Origin of the sequence: Nonomuraea solani (genome assembly GCF_900108335.1) — a bacterium.
Classification (GTDB): domain Bacteria; phylum Actinomycetota; class Actinomycetes; order Streptosporangiales; family Streptosporangiaceae; genus Nonomuraea; species Nonomuraea solani.
The window spans coordinates 57,464-77,183 of sequence record NZ_FNVT01000029.1 but is presented as its reverse complement, the minus strand read 5'-3'; the positions used below and the strand labels follow the sequence as shown (position 1 = coordinate 77,183).

The window sequence follows — 19,720 nt, the reverse complement described above, 5'->3', positions numbered from 1 at the left end:
GCCCCAGCCGTCATGTCGGCTTGTGGCGTTGGTAGTAGCGGGCGACGCGGACGCGGTTGCCGCAGAGGTCTGGGGAGCACCAGCGGCGGCGGGGGTGGGCCGGCAGGAAGAGCATGCGGCAGTCGGGGGCCTCGCAGGAGCGGATCTTGCCCACGTTCGGATCCGTCAGCAGGGCCATCGCGGCCTCGGCCAGTTCGGTGAGCAGGACGGTCACGGGCGGGCCCGCTCGGCGGGTGCCCGTGGTGAGGACGGCGCCCCTCGCCTCCAGGTACGGGTACGGCGGCGCGCCCCTGAGAGCCTTGTTGAGCGCCTTCAGAGCCTCCGGGGGCGGCGGGGCGGCCTCACGAATGGCGGCCAGCGTCGCTTCCACGTGAGCGCGCAACGCCCGCAGCGCGGACAGGTCCGACGGTTTGAGGGGCTCCTCCGGGACGGTCAGGCGATGAGACTGGCCCGTCAGCCATGCCTGAAAGTCGTCCGCACCGTCCAGCGCGTCAAAGCCGCTACCCGACCGCGTGTTCACCAGATCCAGTGCCAGAGGCTCGCCCATCAGTAAGTCCATGACCCCTAATGCTACCTCCACCCGTTGACGCATTAGATCGTCAAGCTCTATAACTAATGCATCTTTAGACGAAAGAGGCATTATGAAGATCCCTGACATCAGGCATGGACACGTGGACGTGGACGGCGTGGAGGTCTTCTACCGGGAGGCCGGCCCCGCCGACGGGCTTCCGGTGCTGCTCCTGCACGGGTTTCCGTCCGCGTCGCACCAGTACAGACGGCTCATGGACGCACTCGGTGACCGTTATCGACTGATCGCGCCCGACTATCCGGGGTTCGGCCACACGCGCACGCCTGACACGTTCACCTACTCCTTCGACCGGCTCGCCGACGTCGTCGAAGGGTTCGTCACCAAGATCGGGCTGAGGACGTTCGTGCTGTACGCCTTCGACTTCGGCGGCCCCGTCGGCTTCCGGATCGCCACCCGGCACCCCGAATGGATCTCGGCGCTGATCGTGCAGAACGCCAACGCCTACGACGAAGGGCTGTCCGAGGTCGCCAGGCGGACCATCGCGGCGCCGCCCGAGGAGTTGTTCACGCTGCCCGTCACGCGCGGCCAGTACGAGGACGGCACGAGCGACCCGTCACTGATCCCGCCCGACGGCTGGACGCTCGACCAGCACTTCCTGGAGCTGCCCGGCCGCAAGGAGGCGCAGCTCGCGCTCGCCCTGGACTACTCGTCCAACGTCGAGCGATATCCCGCCTGGCAGGCATGGCTGCGCGAGCATCGGCCGCCCACGCTGGTGTTGTGGGGGCGGGGTGACGCGATCTTCGTCGAGCCGGGCGCGCACGCCTACCGGCGTGACGTGCCCGAGGCCGAGGTGCACGTGTTCGACACGGGGCACTTCGCGCTCGAGGAGAAGCTGCCGGAGATCGCACCGGTCATCGCGGACTTCCTCAGCAGGAGGGAGCACACGTGACGAAAGCCCCACGGTTGCCCGTGGGGCCCGACGATCGTGAGCGAGGATCCGGCACCCGCGCCGGGCCCTCGGCCACGTCAACCTGGAGAACGCCTATCGGCGGCCGGACGTACGGCCATCGTCGTCGTCTCCGGCGCCATAGTCATCGGCGTAATCGGCATACCGATCCGCCAGCTCGTCATTGCGGTCGTCGGCGTCGTCATCGCTGCTGGAGTCTCCGACCCCGAGTTCGTCGCGAAGACGGTCAAGATCCGTGCCACCGCTGTTGTACTTCAGCTGGCGAGCAACCTTGACCTGCTTGGCCTTTGCTCGGCCGCGCCCCATTGGCTCGACCCCCTCGTGTGGGGTCGTCCCCGACCCCTCGTCGCTAACGCACCACACACTGACGCCGCCTGACTTTGGGCGTCAGCCTATCGTTCGCCTATTACCGTACCTGTTTTGTGCCCAGCTCGGTACGCCGTATGGGCGTGGGGCGTCAGCGCCCTAGCCAAATGGCCCTTATACGCCCGACTTCCGACATTCTGCGCTCGGCTAGCCTATCCGCTGCGACGGCAGGAGGAACGCCCTCATCGGCCGCCATTCCGAAGATCTTCAGAGTCGTTTGGTAGATCTGGGTCGCCTTCGACCTGGCACGCTCCATGTCGAAGCCCTCGATCTCGTCCGCGACCTGGATCACACCGCCGGAATTGACGACATAGTCGGGCGCGTACAGGATGCCGCGCTCGGCGAGTTGCTTCTCCACCCCGGGGTGGGCGAGCTGGTTGTTGGCCGCGCCGCAGACGATCTTCGCCCGGAGCTCGGCCACCGTCGTGTCGTCGAGCGCGCCGCCCAGCGCACACGGGGCGAAGACGTCGATGTCGGACGCCATCAGCGCCCGCGCGTCGGCCACCACGCCGACCTGGGGATGGCGCATGCGCACCCGCTCGACGGCCCTGGGGTCCACGTCACAGATGACGACCTCGGCGCCGTCGTCGTACAGGAGCTCGACCAGGCGGTGGCCCACCTTGCCGACCCCCTCGACGCCGACCCGCCTGCCGTGCAGCGACGGCGTGCCGTACACGACCTCGGCGGAGGCGCGCATGCCCTGGAACACGCCGAACGCCGTGAGGATGGACGAGTCGCCGGCCCCGCCGTGGGCCAGCGTGCGGCCGGTCACGAAGCGTGACTCGCGGGCCACGATGTCCATGTCCTCGCTGTAGGTGCCCACGTCACAGGCGGTGATGTAGCGCCCGCCGAGCGACTGGACGAATCTGCCGTACGCGCGAAGCAGCGCCTCGCTCTTGTCGCGGGCCGGGTCGCCGATGATGACGGCCTTGCCCCCGCCCAGGTCGAGGCCGGCCAGCGCGTTCTTGTAGGCCATGCCCTTGGCCAGGTTGAGCACGTCGGTGAGGGCCGCCTGCTCGCTCTCGTAGGGGTAGAACCTGGTGCCCCCGAGTGCCGGGCCGAGCGCCGTGTTGTGGATGGCGATGATGGCGCGCAGGCCGCTCTGCTCGTCGGCGCAGAACACGACCTGCTCGTGGACGTCCTTGTGGGACGCTCCGAAGACGTCGGTCACGGTAGTGACTCCCTGTCCGGTCCACCGCTCCATTGCGGCGGAGATCACCTCACACAGTAGTAAGCCTCGACGGTGCACGCAGGTGCGCTTCGTGACACGATGCCTCCGTGCTGCCCTATGCCGCCTACCTCCGTGTCTATGAGCCACTGACCGCGTTCGCCGAGTCCGACCGCAAGGTGTGGGCCGACTACGCCGACTCACGTGATCGCCCGCGCCGCGCGAACGCGCTCAATGCGGAGCACGGCGAGTCCGTCATGCGCCTCCTCGGCATGCCCCCTCAACCCGTTCCCGCTCAGGAGAGCCCCAACGCCTATCTCAGGCGTGTTGAAGACCGTCTGTACGTGTGCCCATGGCAGACCCGTTTGCGCTCGTGGCTGGCGTTCTCACGGCTTCGTGGCACCACGCCGGTGAAGTTGATGGATCACCTTGTGCCCAAGGCGGTCGCCGAGCAGACGGCGGACGACTTCGACCGGTACAAGCGGAAGGCCGGTTCCGCCGCCTTGCGCACCCACATTCGCACCACGGCGTGGCATGTGCCGCCATCGTGGTTCGTGCCGTTTGATGGGAACGAGCGCTGGCTGGTGCTCGGGTCGGCCAACCCTGGACAGGATGTGACCACCGCTACAGGGCGTAACTTGATCTACGTGACCTCCATGGCGCAGGCCAGGAGGCGGTCGGCGCGGGCGCTCAACGTGCTGCGCAAGCACCTGGGCGACGTGGCCGCCAATTTCGACGTCGAGGACATCGCCAGGTGGCTTGAGGAGTTCCACCCGCATTCCCTGGTCGAGCTCGACTACGGCGGCCTCGTGCACCTCATGGACGACGACGCGCTGCAGGCCGACCAGTCCGTGGCGGAGCTTTCCGCGGCTCTGACGGGCCTGGACACGGGTCAAGAAGAACTTGCCTACGCCATGTACCAGAGGGTCATCCTCCGGTGGAAGTCAATGCAACAGCTGGAATCTGCCAACTGAGCCCCAATACGGCCGTCTGACCTGCATGAGTAGGTCACGTCTCGCGGCTGCTCTCTTCTGCGAACTGAGTAGTTTGCCGTTTTCACTGCGATACCACGAACCGTGTCGCTAGAATCACCGAGCGTGACATCGCCACGGGGGCGGGCAGTTGGGTCAAAGAAGGGCTCGCCAATCGCTCTGCGTGGCGGTATGGTCACATCGGGTGATGCCGCATATGGCTCAGAAAAGCCGCACGCTCTGCGCCATAGGGGGACATCCGTGACACGCGCAAAGGCAGTCACAGGATCGCTAAGCCGGTCCACACGGAGGAGAGGCCGCACAAATGTCAGCTCGTACACCCGAGGCCGAGCCGCTGCTCACGCCCGCTGAGGTCGCGACCATGTTCAGGGTCGACCCCAAGACCGTTACGCGGTGGGCCAAGGCGGGCAAGTTGACGTCGATTCGTACCCTCGGCGGTCATCGGCGTTACCGGGAGACCGAGGTCCGCGCGCTGCTTGCGGGGATTCCGCAGCAGCGCTCCGAGTAGCGAAAAAGGGTCGTCAGGGGGGTTTGATGGGTGGACCAGGTCACCGGGCCCGGTCCACCAACGTGACGACATGACGTCGCATGGGAAGCTGGCGCCGCCCGCCCGGCGCCATCCTTCCCATCGTCATCGAGTCACCTCAACCGCTCCAGCAACCCCGCCACGTCACCGTCATGGGCGGCGGCGACGCCCAGCAGCGCGACCATGTGATCGACCAGCAGTTTCTCCAGCTTCGGTCGCTCGATGTCGCGATGCTCCAGCCAGTCGAGACCGGCCGTCTCGACCAGGGCGATCCACGACCGCAGGGTCGTGCGCAGCACCGGGCTCGGCTCTTCGACGCCCATTTGCCGCTGGATCAGGCGGAAAAGGCGCCGGCGCACGCCGTCGACGATCTCGCCCACCTCGCCGGTCCTGTTGGCCGGGCCACCGCGCAGGAGCGCGGCGAAGCCCGCCGCGTGCTCCTCGACGAAGTCGAAGTAGCGCCGCAGCCCGGAGGCCAGCTCGTCGAGCGGGCTCCCGCCCCCGTGCGGGCGCAGCCGGGACTCCAGTTGCTCCGCCGCGCTTGTCAGCGCGGCCACGTAGAGCTCCTGCTTGCCGCCGAAATAGTGGTAGACCAGGGCCCGCGAAGCCCCCGCGGCCGAGGCCACGTCATCGATCGAGACGTCTTCCGCGTCGCGCGTGCTGAACAACTCCAGCGCGGCCGCCATGAGCTCTTCCCGACGCCGGTTCACGCTGAGCCTGCGCCGCGCCGGCCGTGCCGTCTCGGCTGACTTCCCGGGTGTCACACCTGCACAGTATCCGACGTCGTGCCAATAGCTGACGTGTGGGTTTGTAGTCAACATCCCCCTCGCCGTAACGGATGTTGAGCCAATCCGTAACGGAGGCCGTACCCTGCGGCTAACTCGATCGTTTGGTCAGACAGGTGCCCATATCCGCATCGCGGGGGAGACACATGTCAGGACCGCCCGTCAACACTTCAACCATCACTGAGCTAAGAGAGGTAGATACGCTGCCTCGGCCCAGACCGACCATCCGCAACGTCGCCGAACGAGCCGGCGTGTCCAAATCGCTGGTCTCACTCGTGCTGCGCGGTTCCCCGCACGTGAGCGAGCACCGGCGTCAGGCCGTGCTGCAGGCCGCTCGCGAGCTCGGCTACCGGCCGAACGCGGTGGCGAGGAGCCTCGTCGAAGGTCGTACACATCTGGTGGGCGCGCTCGTCGCCGACCTGCACAACCCGTTCTACGCGGAGTTCCTCGACGGACTGCAGGAGAGCCTGCACGGCGACGGACTGCGCATGCTGATCGGGAACAGCCAATGGGATCCGGCGTTCGAGGACGAGGCCGTGGAGGCCTTCCTCGAACTCAGGGTCGACGGGCTGGTCCTGCTCGGCATCGCCCCGACCAGCGAGACGCTGATCGAGGCCACCGCCTACACCCCGACGGTCGTCGTAGGGGAACGTGACATCGAGCTCGACGGCGTCGACATCGTCTGTGACGACGACCAGCTCGGTGCCCGCCTGGCCATCGACCACCTGGTCGAACACGGTCACAAGCGGATCGCGCACATCGAGGGCCGGCGATCGTCTCGGTGCGAGGGTTACCTCGTGGCGATGCGCAGGCATTCGCTGGCGCCGTACATCATGGTCGAGGCGGCGGACTCGACGGAAGAGGGCGGCAGGGAGGCGGCGATCGCGCTGCTGACCCGCGACCCCAGGCCCACGGCGATCTTCGCCGCCAATGACGTGGTGGCGCTCGGCGTGCTCTCAGCCGCGAGCGAACTGGGCCTGCGTGTGCCTGAAGACCTTTCGGTGGTCGGCTACGACAACACCCATCTGTCAGCCTCCCACCACATTTCGCTCACCTCGGTCGACCAGCCTCGCCGTGCCATGGGGAGGTCGGCGGCCGCGCTGCTGAGCGATCGGATCGGAGATCCCGGCAAGCTTGCGCGCCTGCGGGAGGTCCGCCCAGAACTGATCGTGCGACGGAGCACGGGTCCCGCCTAAGAACACACCAAAGCTGGGTCAAGCCGTGTGGAGGCGCGGCCGCACGGCGGTTTACTCGGCAGGGTCATGCTAATTGTGGCCGGAATCTCCGGCCACGGTCTGATCCGGGGGAACAGTCATGCGTGATCCGGAACTGGTGTCCTGTGCCCAGCGCGCGGCGGCCGAGCTCGAACGCGCCTGGGGTCACTGGCGGGCGGGCAGGGGACGGGGCACCGATGGCGGCGCGGAATCGGTCGCCAGCTACGTCGCCCACTCGCTCGACCATCCGTGGGGCCGCCCCCGCGTCGTCCTCGGGCTTGACGCCGAGGACGCGCGGGAGCTGGCCGCCCTGCTCGAACGGCAGGAGGTCGGCGAGCGCGTGTGGTGAGTCGCGGGTACGCGCCGCGCTCGGCATAAAACGGGCTTGTGCTCCCGCCGTGTCGTAAGTTGGACGGCATGCGTGCTCTACCGGTCACCGTCCTCGCCGTCTGCGGCCTGATCGCCACCGCGTGCGGCGGCACCGACCCTGGTGGCGCCGCAGCAGGCCAAGCAGCCCCTGCGACCACGGCGGAGCAGCCCTCCACCGCTGGGCAGGCCAAGCAGTCGCCGCCGGACGCCAAGCCGCTCGACGGCAAGGTCATCGTCATCGACCCCGGCCACAACGGCGCGAACTACCGCAATCCCAAGGCCATCAACCGCAAGGTCAACATCATGACCCAGTGGAAGGAATGCGACACCACCGGCACCGCGACCAACAGTGGTTACAGCGAAGCCGCCTACACGTGGGACGTCTCCAAACGGATGGTCAAGATCCTCGAAGCCCGCGGTGCCACCGTGAAGCTGACCAGGACCAGCAACAACGGCGTCGGGCCCTGCATCGACGAGCGTGCCGCCATCGGCAACAGGGCCAAGGCCGACGCCGCGATCTCGGTGCACGCCGACGGCTCCGGCGCGGCCAACCACGGCTTCCACATCATCCTGCCCAAGAAGATCAAGGGGCCGGTGGCCAAGGTCGTGGGCGACTCCAGCAAGCTGGGGATCGCCATCCGCGACGCCTACCGGAAGGGCACCGGGCTGCCCTACTCCAACTACGTCGGCAAGGACGCGCTCAACTACCGCAGCGACATCGGCGGGCTCAACCTGTCCACGGTGCCGAAGGTCCTGTTCGAGAGCGGCAACATGCGTAACGCCGCGGAGGCGGCCAAGTTCCAGGATCCGAAGTTCCGGCAGAGGATCGCTCTGGCGCTGTCGAACGGATTGCAGCACTATCTCGAATCATGATTCCTCGTCCGGCGCTGCTGAATGATCTTTCCGGTTCCTGTGTGCTGACCTCGGGTGCGACGGTGTCCGGCGACCTCGTCGATGCCGTGCGTACGGCGCTGCCCGGCCTGGACCTGCGTCCCGGCGACTCAGGCGAGATCGACGTCCGGCGGGATCCCGCGCTGGGCGAGGAGGCGTACCGGCTGACGACCGGCTCGCGGGGCGTGGAGATCGCTGCCGGTGGGCCCGCGGGGGCGTTCTACGCGGCGCAGTCGCTGCACCAGTTGCTGCCCGCCGCCTCCTACCGGTTCTCCCCCGGCGCGTCGTGGCCCGTGCCAGGGGCGCGGGTGGAGGACGCGCCGCGGTTCGGGTGGCGGGGGCTGCATCTGGACGTGGCCCGGCATTTCTCCCCCAAGCGGGAGATTCTCCGCCTGATCGACCTGATGGCGGCGCACAAGCTCAACCGGCTGCACCTGCACCTGGTGGACGACCAGGGGTGGCGGGTGGAGAGCCGGGCCTATCCGCTGCTGCACGAGGTGTCCTCGCACCGGCCGCGTACGGCGACCAACTACTACCGCGAGCCCGACACCTACGACGAGGTGCCGCACGGCGGTTACTACACGCTCGACGACCTGGCCGAGATCGGGGTCTACGCGCGGTCCCGCCACGTCACGGTCGTGCCCGAGATCGACGTGCCGGGGCACGCGTCGGCGATCCTGGCGGCCTATCCGGCGTTCGGGGCCACGGGGGAGCCGCACGACGTACTCGACCGGTGGGGCATCTCCCCCGCGATCCTGTCGCCGCTGCCGCCGACCGTGGAGTTCCTGACCACGATCTTCGACGAGCTGATCGGCGCGCTGGGCGAGACGCCCTACGTGCACATCGGCGGTGACGAGGTCGTGCTCGACCACTGGGCCGAATCAGCGCAGATCACCGCGTACCGGGAGTCGCTCGGGCTGGCCACCATCAACGACCTGCAGGCGTGGTTCCTGCGGCGACTGGCCGACGCGCTCGCCGAGCGGGGCGCGCGGGCCGTGGTGTGGGACGAGGCGTTCGTCAGCGGCGGGCTGCGGCAGGACACGATCGTGATGCCGTGGCGCGGCATGGGCGTGGGGCGGCGGGCGGCCGCGGCGGGGCACGACGTGGTGGCGACGCCGGTCTTCCCGCTGTACTTCGACTACGCCGAGGCCGCCTCGCCGGACGAGCCGATGGCCATCGGCGACGCGATCACGGTCGAGGACGTGGCCGCGTTCCGTCCGGCGCCCGAAGACTGGACGGACGAGGAACGCGCCCGCGTCATCGGGGTGCAGGCGCAGTTGTGGACGGAACGCGTGCCGGACCCCCGTACGGTCGACTACCGCCTGTGGCCGCGGGCCTGCGCGCTCGCGGAGGTGGCCTGGTCGGGCACCACCGCGGCCGGCTTCGGCGAGCGGCTGACGGAGCACTACGGGCGGCTGGACGCCCTCGGCGTGGAGTATCGCCCGCCGGCGGGGCCGCACCCGTGGCAGCGGCGGCGCCCGCACCGGCCGAGCGGGGTGCGGGTCGCCGACGTGATGGCCCGCATCGACTCGATGACGCACGACGCGGAGTCGACCCGGCCCAGCGTGTGACTCAGGCGGGGCGTTCGTTGAGGATGCGCTGGAACATCCGGTGGTCCTGCCAGCGGCCGTCGATCTCCAGGTAGCGGGGGGCGACGCCGTACGACTCGAAGCCGGTCTTGAGCAGGACGCTCTGGGAGGCCACGTTGTCGAGCAGGGTGCCGGCCGCGACCCGGTGCAGGCCCAGGTCCTGGTCGGCCATCCGGCACACCTCGACCACGCCCCGGGTGGCCAGGCCGCGGCCGAGATATCCGGCGTCTATCCAGTAGCCCAGGTTGGCGTTGAGGAAGGGGCCGCGGACGATGCCGTTGAGCGTCATGCGGCCCACCACCTGGTCGCCGTCGGCCAGCACCCACGCCATCGCCCCGCCCCTGGCCTGCTCGTCGAGCAGGCCCTTGAGGCGCCGGGCCTGACCGTCCGGCGTGAAGAACTCGGCCGGCCGGCGCGGCTCCCAGGGACGCAGATGATCGCGGTTGCGGATGTAGGCGGCCGCCAGGGCCTCGGCGTCGTGCTCGGTCACCGGGCGCAAGGTGACATTCCCGGCGAGCGTTACTTCTTCGATCACCGTCCCACCCTAGGGTCAGGCGGTGCGGCCGATGGCCTCGGTGATGGATTTCATGCCGTGACGGCGGACACGGCGGGCGAGTTGCCGGTGGATGCGGGAGGCCCACAGGGGGCCGCCGTAGATCCAGCCCGTGTAGCCCTGGACCAGGGTGGCGCCGGCCAGGAGGCGTTCCCAGACGTCGTCCACGTCTTCGACCCCGCCGGCCGACACCAGGGTGAGGCGGTCGCCGACCTTGGCGCGCAGGCGCCGCAGGACCTCCAGGGAGCGGGCCTTCAGCGGGCGGCCCGACAGGCCGCCGGTCTCGCCCCCGTGCCTGATCGTGGTGTTGGTCGCGATGATCCCGTCGAGGCCCAGCTCCACGGCCAGCTCGGCGACCGCGTCGACGTCCTCGTCGGCCAGGTCGGGAGCGATCTTGACCAGCAGCGGGGTGCGGCGCGGCGTGGCGTCGGCGACCTCCTTGACGGCGGTCAGGAGCGGGCGCAGCAGGGAGACCGCCTGCAGGTTGCGCAGGCCCGGCGTGTTGGGCGAGCTGACGTTGACCACCAGGTAGTCGGCCAGCCGGGCGAGCCGTCTGGCGCCGGCCACGTAGTCGGCGGTGGCCTCGGACTCGGGCACCACCTTGGTCTTGCCGATGTTCACCCCGACCACGACCGGGACGCCGCGGGTGCGGCGCAGCCGGCGGGCCGCGGCGGCGGCACCGGCGTTGTTGAAGCCCATCCGGTTGATCACCGCCCGCTCCCCCACCAGCCGGAACAGGCGCGGGCGCGGGTTGCCGGGCTGGGCGTGCGCGGTGATGGTGCCGACCTCGACGTGGGAGAAGCCGAGCGCGGCGATGCCCTCGGCGCACGCGGCGTCCTTGTCGAACCCGGCGGCCAGCCCGAGCGGCCCGGGAAAGTGCACGCCGAACGCGCTCACGCGCAGGGCCGGGTCGTGCGGCGCGAACGCCCGGTGCAGCAGCCGCTTGAGCAGCGGCAGCCGCGCGAGGAGCGCGAGGGCGCTCACGGTGAAATGGTGCACGGCCTCGGCGTCGAAACGCCGCAAGACCTGCGAGAACACGAGGCGATACATCACGGGTCAGGCTACCAAGCCGGCCTCGTGGGCGATGATCGCGGCCTGTACGCGGTTGCGTACGTCGAGGCGGGTGAGGATCGCGCTCACGTACGCCTTCACCGTGCCCTCCACGATCAGCAGCTCACGGGCGATCTCGGCGTTGGACATGCCCGCCCCCACCAGGGCGAGGACCTCGCGCTCGCGCTCGGTGAGCACCTCGATGCGGTCGCGGGCCAGCGCCCCTCTGGCCATCCGGCCGCCCGCGAGCTGGGTGATGACCCGCTGGGCCACCTTGGGCGACAGGTAGGCCGCCCCGTCGGCCACCGCGTGGATCCCGGCGATGAGCTCGCGCGGGTCGCCCGACTTGAGCAGGAACCCGCTGGCCCCGATGTCGAGCGCCTTGGCGATGTAGTCGTCCTCGCCGAACGTCGTCAGCATCACCACGGCCGTGCCCGGCGCGGCCCTGCGCATCTCGGCCGCGGCGGCCAGGCCGTCGAGCCTGGGCATGCGGATGTCGAGGAGCGCGACGTCCGGGTGGTGGCTGATGGCCAGGTCCACGGCCTGTCTGCCGTCGCCGGCCTCGGCCACGACGTCCAGCTCGGGGTCGGAGGCGAGGATCGCGCGGACCCCGGCCCTGATCATGGCCTCGTCGTCGGCCAGGAGGATGCGGATCACACCTTCTATAGTGACGGCATGGCGCAGGTGAAGGTGTACGGCAGGAGAGACGTGTGGGCCGGCCGGCGGCGGGAGGTCTCCGATCTGATCCAGTCGTGTCTGGTGAGCGCGTGGGGTGTGCCGGAGGCCAAGCGGTTCCACCGATTCCTGCTGCTCGACGCCGACGACTTCGTGTGCCCGGGGCGGAGCGAGCGCTATCTGATCATCGAGGTGGTCTGCTTCACGGGCCGCAGCGACGACGCCAAGCGAGCGCTGATCCGGGAGATCTACCAAAAATCGGGCTATGACCCCGAGGACGTGGAGATCACGATCATCGAGATGCCCAAGGTCAACTGGGGAATTCGCGGGGTTCCCGCAGATGAGCTCACTCTGCCGTACAAGGTGGAGGTCTGACGTCGGGGGTCAGGACTGCCGGACGGTATGGTCCGACTCATGAGCACTCACTATGACGTCGTCGTTCTCGGCGCGGGTCCAGGAGGATATACGGCCGCGGTCCGCGCCGCCCAGCTCGGGCTCCGCGCCGCGGTCGTCGAGGAGAAGTACTGGGGTGGCGTCTGCCTGAACGTGGGCTGTATCCCGTCCAAGGCGCTACTGCGCAACGCCGAGCTGGCCCACATCTTCCACAACGAGGCCAAGACCTTCGGCATCAGCGGCGAGGTCACCTTCGACTACGGCGCGGCCTTCCAGCGCAGCCGCAAGGTGGCCGACGGGCGGGTCAAGGGCGTTCACTACCTGATGAAGAAGAACGCCATCACCGAGTACGACGGCCGCGGCACGTTCCTCGACGCGAACACGATCCAGGTGAACGGCGAGACGATCACGTTCGCCAACTGCATCATCGCCGCCGGGGCCACCACCAGGCTGATCCCGAACACGCGGTTGTCGGAGCGGGTGGTGACGTACGAGGAGCAGATTCTCACCGAGGAGTTGCCGCGCAGCATCATCATCGCGGGCGCGGGCGCGATCGGCGTGGAGTTCGCGTACGTGCTGCACAACTACGGCGTCAAGGTCACCATCGTGGAGTTCCTCGACCGCGTCGTGCCGCTGGAGGACGAGGAGGTGTCGGCCGAGCTGGCCAAGCGCTACAAGCGGCTCGGCATCGAGGTGCTGACCTCGACCCGCGTCGACGGCATCGAGGACACCGGCTCCTCCGTCAAGGTCACCGTCACGCGCGACGGCCAGACGAAGACGCTGGAAGCCGACAAGGTCATGCAGGCCATCGGGTTCCAGCCGCGCGTCGAGGGCTACGGGCTGGAGAAGACCGGCGTGGCGCTGACCGACCGGGGCGCGATCGCGGTCGACGGGCGGTGCCGGACGAACGTGCCGCACATCTACGCCATCGGCGACGTCACCGCCAAGCTGATGCTGGCCCACGCCGCCGAGTCCATGGGTGTCATCGCCGCCGAGACGATCGCCGACGCGGAGACCATGGAGCTCGACTACGTGATGATCCCGCGGGCGACATACTGCCAGCCGCAGGTGGCGAGCTTCGGCTACACCGAGGCGCAGGCCCGTGACCTGGGCTATGACGTGAAGGTGGCCAAGTTCCCGTTCACGGCGAACGGCAAGGCGCACGGCCTGGGCGACACGGCCGGCTTCGTGAAGATCGTGAGCGACAACACGCACGGTGAGCTGCTCGGCGCGCACCTGATCGGTCCCGAGGTGACCGAGCTGCTGCCGGAGCTGACCCTGGCGCAGCAGTGGGACCTGACCGTGCACGAGGTCGCGCGCAACGTGCACGCGCACCCGACGCTCGGGGAGGCGGTCAAGGAGGCGATCCACGGCCTCGCCGGACACATGATCAACATGTAGTTTGCGGATTCTTATCCCTTTGAGTAAGTCCGGGTGGAGGTGCTTTGTCGCCAGACGTGGCAGTCTGGTGTGAATGGAGATCCCCGCGAGGCGTCTCTCGTCCTCCGAGGCGCGCAGAACCCAGATCGCGGCGGCCACGATCGCCGTGCTGGCGCGGCGCGGTTACGCGGGGACCACATTTGAGGCGATCTGCGAGCATGCCGGGCTGAGCAGCAAGCGGCTGATCTCCTACCACTTCGCGGGCAAGGCGGATCTGCTCGCGACCGTGACGCGGGTGGTGGCCGAGGAGGTGGCGGCGTTCGTACGGCCTGCCGTGGCGGCGGCTCGGGGGGATCGGGGGCGGCTGGAGGCGTACATCAGGGCGAGCCTGGACTTCGCCGCCGCCCGGCCCGAGTACGCGCGGGCGCGGCGGCAGATCGACTGCAACGCCCGTGAGCAGGTGGTGGACGGGTGGCTGGCGGGGCTGTTCGAGGGCGGGCAGCGGGCCGGGGCTTTCCGGGCGTTCGATCCTGAGCTGATGAGCGCGGTGTTGCGGGCCTCCATCGATGGTGTGGCGGGGCGGGAGGATCCGGGGGCGGGGGCGGACGAGCTCGTCGAGATCTTCGACCGGGCGACGCGCCCCGGCTGCCCATAGCCGGTCGCCCTGCCTGCCTCCGGCCCTGTCACAGGCCCTGTCACAGGCGGTCGCTCTGAGTTGTCGGAGGCGGTTGCTAGCCTCCCGGACATGCTCGAGTTGGGTGACGTCCTGGCCATGCCGCTGCCGCTGGGCGGTTTCGGCGCGTGCCAGGTGACCGGGACGCGTGACGGTCTGCTGCTGGTGTGCGCGCTCGACTGGCACTCCGAGACGCTGCCCGCGCTCGGCGACCTGCGCGGCGCCGGGCCGCTGCTCGTCGATCACCACAGCTGGACGGGCGGGCCGCAGCCCACTCTGGTGGACGATCCTCCTCCCGCCGACTTCGTGCCCCTGGGCGCGTTGCCGCTGCATCCGGACCTGCCGCGCGAGGGCGACTCCTACGCGGCCTGGGCCAACCTGGTCTTCCAGGTCGTCCTGCAGCGGCACTGGGACCTGCGGGTGGGCGCCGCGGCCAAGGCGGCGTACAAGGGCGCGTCCGCCCGGCAGGTCGAGGTCGATCTCGGGGGAGACCTCGGCGGTCCGCCCACGCGCCGGCCCGGGCGTCTGGCCCGGCTTGACCTGCGGGAGCATCGGGGCGAGGTGCGCTGGGCCGGGCTGGACGCGTTGCCGCAGGTCACGGCGTTGGGCTGGGCGGGCTCCGAGCGGGGGCTCGTGCGGGCGCTGGCGAGCCGGCCCATCATCACGGCGCTGACCTGGGATGACCCGCCAGACGAGGTCGATGTGAGCGAGACCGGGCTGACCGGGCTGGTCTTCCCCGGCCGGGCGCCGCGCCGCCTCGTGCTGCCGCCGGAGCTGACGTTGCTGCGGTTCGGCGCCGGGTTGCCGGAGTCCGTGACGGCGAACGCGGACGGCCGGTGGGTGGCCCTGGCCGTCACCGGGAGCGGGATGTCCGACGGGCGGTGGACCGACGCTCAAGGCACGGTGCCCGATGGGTTGCGCGGGGTGCGTGAGCTGGAGTTGGCAGGGGCGGGTGACTTGGTGGTGCCGGCCCTTGGGGAGTTGGAGCGGTTGCGGGTGCGGTGGACCGGGGCATATGGAGCCCTCGGCGGGCTCGGGGCGTTCTCGCGGCTGCACACGGTGGAGCTGACCGACGCCTACGGGGTCGAGGCCGGGATGTTGCCCTCGCCCGAGGGGCCGCTGCGGCGGCTCGACGTCGACTGCCTGAGGAGCAGCCAGGTCCGGCCGATCCGGCGGCGTTACAAGGGCAGCGGGGTGGTGGTGCGGCTCAGCGGGGCGAAGTCGGACAAGTGGCTGGTGGTCAACATCGACAATCCACTGCGTAACTGGGTGGACGAGCACAAGCGGGGCGGTGCGGCGGCTTGCCGGGCCTATGCGACGGCGGATCAGACCATCGCAGGGCTGGACGCCGACGATCCGGCCGCCGTGGCCGATGCACGGGGGATTTTGCGGGAGTTCGTCCAGGGGCTCAACGCGATCGAGTTACGGCACGGGATGATCGACACCACGCTGCGGGAGGAGGCTTACGAGGCCTTCATGGGGCTGGCGGAGCGGGCCGGGGTGCCGGACGCGGAGGCGGGCTCGTGGTTCGACGAGTGGCGGGACTTCTGAGGTCTCTGTAGAAAGAGGCTCTCTGGAAGGCCGCGGATATTCACAAGGCTAGAGGCTGAGGGTCTGGCCGGCGGCTATCGCCTCGCGCAGGGTCGTGGTGAGGGCGTCGGCCTGGTCGGTCAGGGCGCGCAGGCCCTCGGTGTCGCCCGTCTGGGCCAACAGGTCGCGATACTTGTCGTTGCTCTTCTGCAGTTCGCTCGCCCGCAGCGCCGAATCGGCCGCGCGCACCCGGGAGGCGTACACCTCCAGCTCCCACACCCGTTCGGTGACCGCCGCCACCGAGCGGCGCAGGGCCTCCTGCTGGGGTTCGAGGACGGCGGCCAACTCGGGGGTCATGAGCTCGGCCAGCGCCTCGGCCTGCTCCACGCGCAGGTCGGCATGGGTGCGTACGAGGCGGGCGACGTCCCAGAGGCGCTCGGGCAGCACGACGTCGTTGGCGATGCCGTCCAGGAGGCCCAGGCGGTGCACGCGGGACGCGGTGACGTCCTGGATCGCCTTTCTGGCCCTGGTCAGCAGGTCGAGGGCGGGGTCGTCGAGCTGGGCGGGGATGACGTAGTGACCGGCGTACCGGGTGGCCAGGCGCTGGCCCGTGCTGGGCCGGGCGACGCCGATGAACAGCACGGCGGTCAGGAAGACCATCAGGGCGGCGAGCCCGGCGGACTCGTGGCCGGTGCCGATCGCCGCGACGCTCAGCACCCCTCCGATCGCGGCCGCCCCGGCCGCGCCCACGGCGAACAGGTGGCGGACCCAGGGGGGCGGTTCGGGGTCCGGGCGGCCGAGCAGGAGCCCGGACGCGCCGATGATGCGCCATCTGTCCCGCTCCGGCACGCCGGGATCCACGATGGGCTCGTCAATCCAGTTCGTCACCACGCACACCCACCTTCTTATGGCACCACTCTCAACGCGCCGCCGGTGGAACGCCAGGGCCTTTCGAGCACACCCTGTGGACTCGTACCGTTCCACCAGGTTGGTGTGCGAATGTCGTGAAGATGTCGTGCAGCGCCAGTTCTCACGAGATCTTCAGACTTCGCTGAGGTTTCTCCAAGGATGTCCGGAGAACTTGGAGGCGACTAAGAGACCTCGCATCCGGACGGTGGTCCCGCATGACCTCAACTCCCCCTCGCACCGCTGCTCGCCCGAACCATCGCCGGCTCGCCCCGGCCGGCCCCGGCGTGCTGCGCCTCGGGCTCCTGGCGCTGGTCGCGATCGGCATCGGCGGCGCCGCACTCGAGCTCGCCTTCGAACGTCACTGGCAGAGCTTCACGCAGCTCATCCCCTGGTTCGCCGTGGCGCTGCTGGTGGCCGCGCTCGCCCTGCTCGCCCTGCGCGACTCCGGTCGGGTGGTGACGGTGGTCCGGGCACTGGCCGGCGTCGTGCTGCTCGCCTCGGCGTACGGCGTCTTCATGCACGTGTCCGTCAACCACGGCATGGGCGCCATGGACCCGGCCTGGGACACGCTCTCGCCCCTGTCGCAGTGGTGGCAGGCGCTCACGAAGTCGGTCGGAAACGCGCCGCCGCTGGCGCCCGGCATGCTGGCCCAGAGTTCGCTGCTCCTGCTGCTGGCCAGCTTGATATCGAAGGCGAAACCGGCTTCTTGATGAACGGGCGCTGAACCGATCGGAACCTTTCTCCCATTTTCCGCGTCACACCCAGGCAAAGCAGTGTGACAAACGAGGCTGGTGAGGTCCGAGTGGCGTTAAAGCGCACATTCATCGCGACGGCCATGTTGGTGGCCACCGCGCTCAGCATCGACGGGGCGGCGGCCGAGGTCGGGCCTCGCCCGGCGTCCGTGGCCGCCGTTCCGACGGCGGTCCCCGTCTCGGCTCCGACGACCGCCACGGAGGAGGCCGCCGCCGATCCCACGTGCGCCCGGCTCAAGGGCGCCGAGGTGTGCGTGGGCCCCGACGGGAGCGACCGGCCGGGCATCACGGTCGAGGACACCGCCGACGACAAGCTCCACCCGGCGGTCGAGTACTACCTGAACGGCTACCTGGGCACCAAGTACGTCATCCACAACCTCGCCCGCAACGGCGAGGTACGCGGCAACCGCGAGATCGGCAAGACCGTGACCTTCCGCGCCTCCCTCTACCGGGGCGGCCACCGCGTGAAGTACGGCCGCTGGAAGACGGTCCAGAACGTCGCCAAGTACCCGGTCAAGCGCGACACCCGCACCACCCCGGCCACGGCCCAGGCCAAATCGAAGGTGTGCACCTCGACGAAGGCCGCCGCCAGCACCTGCTTCTCCGAGCGCAAGACGGTCGTGTACGCCTGCGACACCAAGGCCGACGAGTACCAGGCCCGCGCCGAGTACTTCGTGGGCGGCGACCCGACGGCCCGCTTCGAGATCCACCAGCTCGCCGGGCTGAACACGTGCGGCAAGGCCGAGCACGGCGAGCTGTCGATCAGCATGTACCGGGCCTCGGTGTTCGACCACGGCCGGCGCAAGGCCACCAGGCTGTACCGCTACAACTAGCGGCGATAGACGAGCAGGTACCGCCAGAAGAGCAGGCGGCGGAGAGTTGATCCAGGCAGGAGCACGCCGGCCTCCTGCCTGATCTCCTCCAGGGACATCTCGGGCTGCCGCACCGGGGCGGGGCTCGCGGTGCCACGGCCGGAGTTCGCGAGCCGGGCGGCCGCGTTCACCGGGATGGCGACGGCGCTCCAGGCGTAGTCCGTGACCGTCCGCTCGGGGTAGCAGCCGAGGATGGCCAGCACGCCGCCGGGCGCCAGCGCGTCCCGCAGCGCGGCGACGGTGCCGAACGGCACGTGGTGGATGCTCGCCAGGCACGAGATGTAGGCGTAATGGCCCTGGGGCAGCTCCATGTCCGTGATGTCGGCATGGAGGTAGCGGACGCCGGGTGCGGGGGCGGCGGCCTCGATCACCTCCGGGGCCGGGTCCACCGCGTCGACCTCCAGCCCGCGCGCCGCGAGCCGCCGCGCGAACCGCCCGGTCCCGCACCCGACGTCCAGCGCCTTCCCGTCGCGGGGGGCGAGGCGCAGCAGTGCCCGGTGGTAGTGGTCGTTGTGATCGAAAGCCATGTTCCACCTTCCCGTTACCCGATATAATGATCACAGCTCGGCCGTACACGGCCGGGCATTTCTGCTTTTCATGCTCTTATCCACGATCAGAGACCGGCGCGCGGCCATCGGGCTGGCGCTCTCCGCCGTCACCGGCGCGCTCAACGTCCTGTCTCCCCTGGTGCTCCGCCAGATCGTCGACCACGTCCTGATGACCGGGCGGCAGGCGCTGCCGCCCTGGCTGACCCTGCTGCTCGTCCTCGCACTCGCCCGCTTCTCCATGGCCGTGGTACGCCGCTTCTTCGCGGCTCGGCTGGCCGCGAGCCTCGAACGGGACCTGCGGGTGGACGCGTTCGCGGCGGTCATGGTCGTGGCGATGAGCTGTGGTGGGCGTACACGGTCAGTCCTGGGCGGCGTCTCTGAGCAGGAGTGCGGCCTGTACGCGGTTCGCGCAGCCGAGCTTGGCCAGGACGCGGCTCACGTACGTCTTGACCGTGGCCTCGCTCATGTGGACCCGCCTGCCCACCTCCGCGTTGGACAACCCCTCGGCCACGTGGGTGAGCACCTCGCGCTCCCGGGGCGTCAGGACGGACAGCCGCCGGTCCGCCTCCCGGGCGCGGTCGCCGCCGCCGAAGGAGACCATGCCGAGGACGTGCCGCGTCACGGCCGGGGAGAGGTACGCCTGCCCGGCGTGGGCGGCCCGGACGGCGCGAATGAGCTCGTCGGGGTCGCAACTTTTCAGGACAAATCCGGAAACGCCTTGTTGGAGGGCTCGCCGTACGTTCTCCTCGTCCCCGAACGCCGTGAGCATCACCACCCGCGGCCCGCCCAACTGAGCCGCCGCGGCCAGCCCGTCCAGCACCGGCATCGAGATGTCGAGCAGCGCCACGTCCACGCGGTGCCGGCGGGCGGCCGCCACGGCCTCGCGCCCGTTCGCCGCGCCCGCCACCACCTCGATGTCCCCGGCCGACTCCAGCACGGTCCTGATGCCCGCCGTGATGAGCGGCTCGTCGTCCGCGATCAGCACCCTG

Annotated in this window: 23 protein-coding genes and 1 pseudogene; 14 read left to right on the top strand and 10 right to left on the bottom strand. The window is 69.6% G+C overall.

Features of this window, described 5'->3' with window-relative positions:
* Positions 1–10 precede the first annotated feature (10 nt).
* Complete coding sequence (locus C4V41_RS53455; RefSeq protein ID WP_200824872.1) at positions 11–559, bottom strand: CGNR zinc finger domain-containing protein; 549 nt, start codon at positions 557–559, stop codon at positions 11–13.
* A gap of 82 nt (positions 560–641) precedes the next feature.
* On the opposite strand from C4V41_RS53455, the gene C4V41_RS53450 reads away from it, so the two are divergent.
* Positions 642–1,478 (top strand): alpha/beta fold hydrolase, encoded by an 837-nt coding sequence (locus tag C4V41_RS53450; RefSeq protein WP_103963762.1) that lies wholly within the window; start codon positions 642–644, stop codon positions 1,476–1,478.
* 93 nt (positions 1,479–1,571) lie between these two features.
* Here C4V41_RS53450 and C4V41_RS53445 read toward each other — a convergent pair whose 3' ends face one another.
* Entirely contained in the window at positions 1,572–1,802 is a 231-nt protein-coding gene (locus tag C4V41_RS53445; RefSeq protein ID WP_103963803.1) for a DUF3073 domain-containing protein, read from the bottom strand.
* Positions 1,803–1,953: 151 nt separating this feature from the next.
* The gene (locus tag C4V41_RS53440) at positions 1,954–3,033 is read right to left on the bottom strand and encodes a Leu/Phe/Val dehydrogenase (RefSeq protein WP_235030950.1); all 1,080 of its coding nucleotides are present in this window, start codon (positions 3,031–3,033) and stop codon (positions 1,954–1,956) included.
* A gap of 107 nt (positions 3,034–3,140) precedes the next feature.
* Between C4V41_RS53440 and C4V41_RS53435 the strand changes: the two genes are divergently transcribed.
* Both C4V41_RS53435 and bldC read left to right on the top strand, forming a co-directional pair.
* Positions 3,141–4,004 (top strand): hypothetical protein, encoded by an 864-nt coding sequence (locus C4V41_RS53435; protein ID WP_103963760.1) that lies wholly within the window; start codon positions 3,141–3,143, stop codon positions 4,002–4,004.
* A 322-nt stretch (positions 4,005–4,326) separates the two neighbouring features.
* Complete coding sequence (gene bldC, locus C4V41_RS53430; protein WP_013133571.1) at positions 4,327–4,530, top strand: developmental transcriptional regulator BldC; 204 nt, start codon at positions 4,327–4,329, stop codon at positions 4,528–4,530.
* A 131-nt stretch (positions 4,531–4,661) separates the two neighbouring features.
* Here the strand turns inward: bldC and C4V41_RS53425 are convergent, their stop codons facing one another.
* Positions 4,662–5,258 carry a TetR/AcrR family transcriptional regulator gene (locus C4V41_RS53425; protein ID WP_235030949.1) on the bottom strand — a complete coding sequence of 199 codons (597 nt, stop codon included), beginning with the start codon at positions 5,256–5,258 and terminating at the stop codon, positions 4,662–4,664.
* Positions 5,259–5,479: 221 nt separating this feature from the next.
* Between C4V41_RS53425 and C4V41_RS53420 the strand changes: the two genes are divergently transcribed.
* From C4V41_RS53420 to C4V41_RS53405, 4 genes are all read left to right on the top strand, one after another.
* Entirely contained in the window at positions 5,480–6,529 is a 1,050-nt protein-coding gene (locus C4V41_RS53420; protein ID WP_268808909.1) for a LacI family DNA-binding transcriptional regulator, read from the top strand.
* 118 nt (positions 6,530–6,647) lie between these two features.
* Positions 6,648–6,896: a hypothetical protein gene (locus C4V41_RS53415; RefSeq protein WP_103963758.1), complete on the top strand. Its 249-nt coding sequence runs from the start codon at positions 6,648–6,650 to the stop codon at positions 6,894–6,896.
* A gap of 68 nt (positions 6,897–6,964) precedes the next feature.
* Positions 6,965–7,789 carry an N-acetylmuramoyl-L-alanine amidase gene (locus C4V41_RS53410; RefSeq protein ID WP_103963757.1) on the top strand — a complete coding sequence of 275 codons (825 nt, stop codon included), beginning with the start codon at positions 6,965–6,967 and terminating at the stop codon, positions 7,787–7,789.
* Entirely contained in the window at positions 7,786–9,378 is a 1,593-nt protein-coding gene (locus C4V41_RS53405; RefSeq protein WP_103963756.1) for a beta-N-acetylhexosaminidase, read from the top strand. The genes C4V41_RS53410 and C4V41_RS53405 overlap by 4 nt, the downstream gene beginning before the upstream one ends.
* Position 9,379: 1 nt before the next feature.
* Here the strand turns inward: C4V41_RS53405 and C4V41_RS53400 are convergent, their stop codons facing one another.
* The 3 genes from C4V41_RS53400 to C4V41_RS53390 are packed head-to-tail and all read right to left on the bottom strand — an operon-like array spanning position 9,380 to position 11,656.
* Positions 9,380–9,931: a GNAT family N-acetyltransferase gene (locus C4V41_RS53400; RefSeq protein ID WP_103963755.1), complete on the bottom strand. Its 552-nt coding sequence runs from the start codon at positions 9,929–9,931 to the stop codon at positions 9,380–9,382.
* Between the two features lie 15 nt (positions 9,932–9,946).
* Positions 9,947–10,999, bottom strand: a complete 1,053-nt coding sequence (locus C4V41_RS53395; RefSeq protein WP_103963754.1) for a quinone-dependent dihydroorotate dehydrogenase — start codon at positions 10,997–10,999, stop codon at positions 9,947–9,949.
* 6 nt (positions 11,000–11,005) lie between these two features.
* On the bottom strand, positions 11,006–11,656 hold the full coding sequence (locus tag C4V41_RS53390; protein ID WP_103963753.1) for a response regulator: 651 nt from the start codon (positions 11,654–11,656) through the stop codon (positions 11,006–11,008).
* An 18-nt stretch (positions 11,657–11,674) separates the two neighbouring features.
* Between C4V41_RS53390 and C4V41_RS53385 the strand changes: the two genes are divergently transcribed.
* From C4V41_RS53385 to C4V41_RS53370, 4 genes are all read left to right on the top strand, one after another.
* On the top strand, positions 11,675–12,049 hold the full coding sequence (locus tag C4V41_RS53385; RefSeq protein ID WP_103963752.1) for a tautomerase family protein: 375 nt from the start codon (positions 11,675–11,677) through the stop codon (positions 12,047–12,049).
* A gap of 39 nt (positions 12,050–12,088) precedes the next feature.
* Positions 12,089–13,468, top strand: coding sequence for a dihydrolipoyl dehydrogenase (lpdA, locus tag C4V41_RS53380; protein ID WP_103963751.1), 1,380 nt, complete (start codon positions 12,089–12,091; stop codon positions 13,466–13,468).
* Positions 13,469–13,541: 73 nt separating this feature from the next.
* Positions 13,542–14,102 (top strand): TetR/AcrR family transcriptional regulator, encoded by a 561-nt coding sequence (locus C4V41_RS53375; RefSeq protein ID WP_103963750.1) that lies wholly within the window; start codon positions 13,542–13,544, stop codon positions 14,100–14,102.
* A gap of 90 nt (positions 14,103–14,192) precedes the next feature.
* Positions 14,193–15,671 carry a hypothetical protein gene (locus tag C4V41_RS53370; protein WP_103963749.1) on the top strand — a complete coding sequence of 493 codons (1,479 nt, stop codon included), beginning with the start codon at positions 14,193–14,195 and terminating at the stop codon, positions 15,669–15,671.
* Positions 15,672–15,719: 48 nt separating this feature from the next.
* Here the strand turns inward: C4V41_RS53370 and C4V41_RS53365 are convergent, their stop codons facing one another.
* The gene (locus tag C4V41_RS53365) at positions 15,720–16,538 is read right to left on the bottom strand and encodes a hypothetical protein (protein ID WP_103963748.1); all 819 of its coding nucleotides are present in this window, start codon (positions 16,536–16,538) and stop codon (positions 15,720–15,722) included.
* Positions 16,539–16,774: 236 nt separating this feature from the next.
* Here C4V41_RS53365 and C4V41_RS53360 point away from each other — a divergent pair, with 236 nt between their 5' ends.
* Together C4V41_RS53360 and C4V41_RS53355 are read left to right on the top strand one after the other, a co-directional pair.
* A complete protein-coding gene (locus tag C4V41_RS53360) occupies positions 16,775–17,269 on the top strand; it encodes a hypothetical protein (RefSeq protein ID WP_235030947.1) in 495 nt (164 codons plus the stop codon).
* A gap of 125 nt (positions 17,270–17,394) precedes the next feature.
* The gene (locus C4V41_RS53355; protein WP_146104166.1) at positions 17,395–18,144 is read left to right on the top strand and encodes a hypothetical protein; all 750 of its coding nucleotides are present in this window, start codon (positions 17,395–17,397) and stop codon (positions 18,142–18,144) included.
* Here the strand turns inward: C4V41_RS53355 and C4V41_RS53350 are convergent.
* Entirely contained in the window at positions 18,141–18,710 is a 570-nt protein-coding gene (locus C4V41_RS53350; RefSeq protein WP_103963746.1) for a class I SAM-dependent methyltransferase, read from the bottom strand. The genes C4V41_RS53355 and C4V41_RS53350 overlap by 4 nt on opposite strands.
* Here C4V41_RS53350 and C4V41_RS66320 point away from each other — a divergent pair.
* A pseudogene (locus C4V41_RS66320) lies at positions 18,709–19,011 on the top strand (hypothetical protein); the annotation flags it as partial. The gene C4V41_RS53350 and the pseudogene C4V41_RS66320 sit on opposite strands and share 2 nt — an antisense overlap.
* Positions 19,012–19,089: 78 nt before the next feature.
* Here C4V41_RS66320 and C4V41_RS53340 read toward each other — a convergent pair.
* Positions 19,090–19,716, bottom strand: a complete 627-nt coding sequence (locus C4V41_RS53340; protein WP_327537519.1) for a response regulator transcription factor — start codon at positions 19,714–19,716, stop codon at positions 19,090–19,092.
* Between the last annotated feature and the right edge of the window lie 4 nt (positions 19,717–19,720).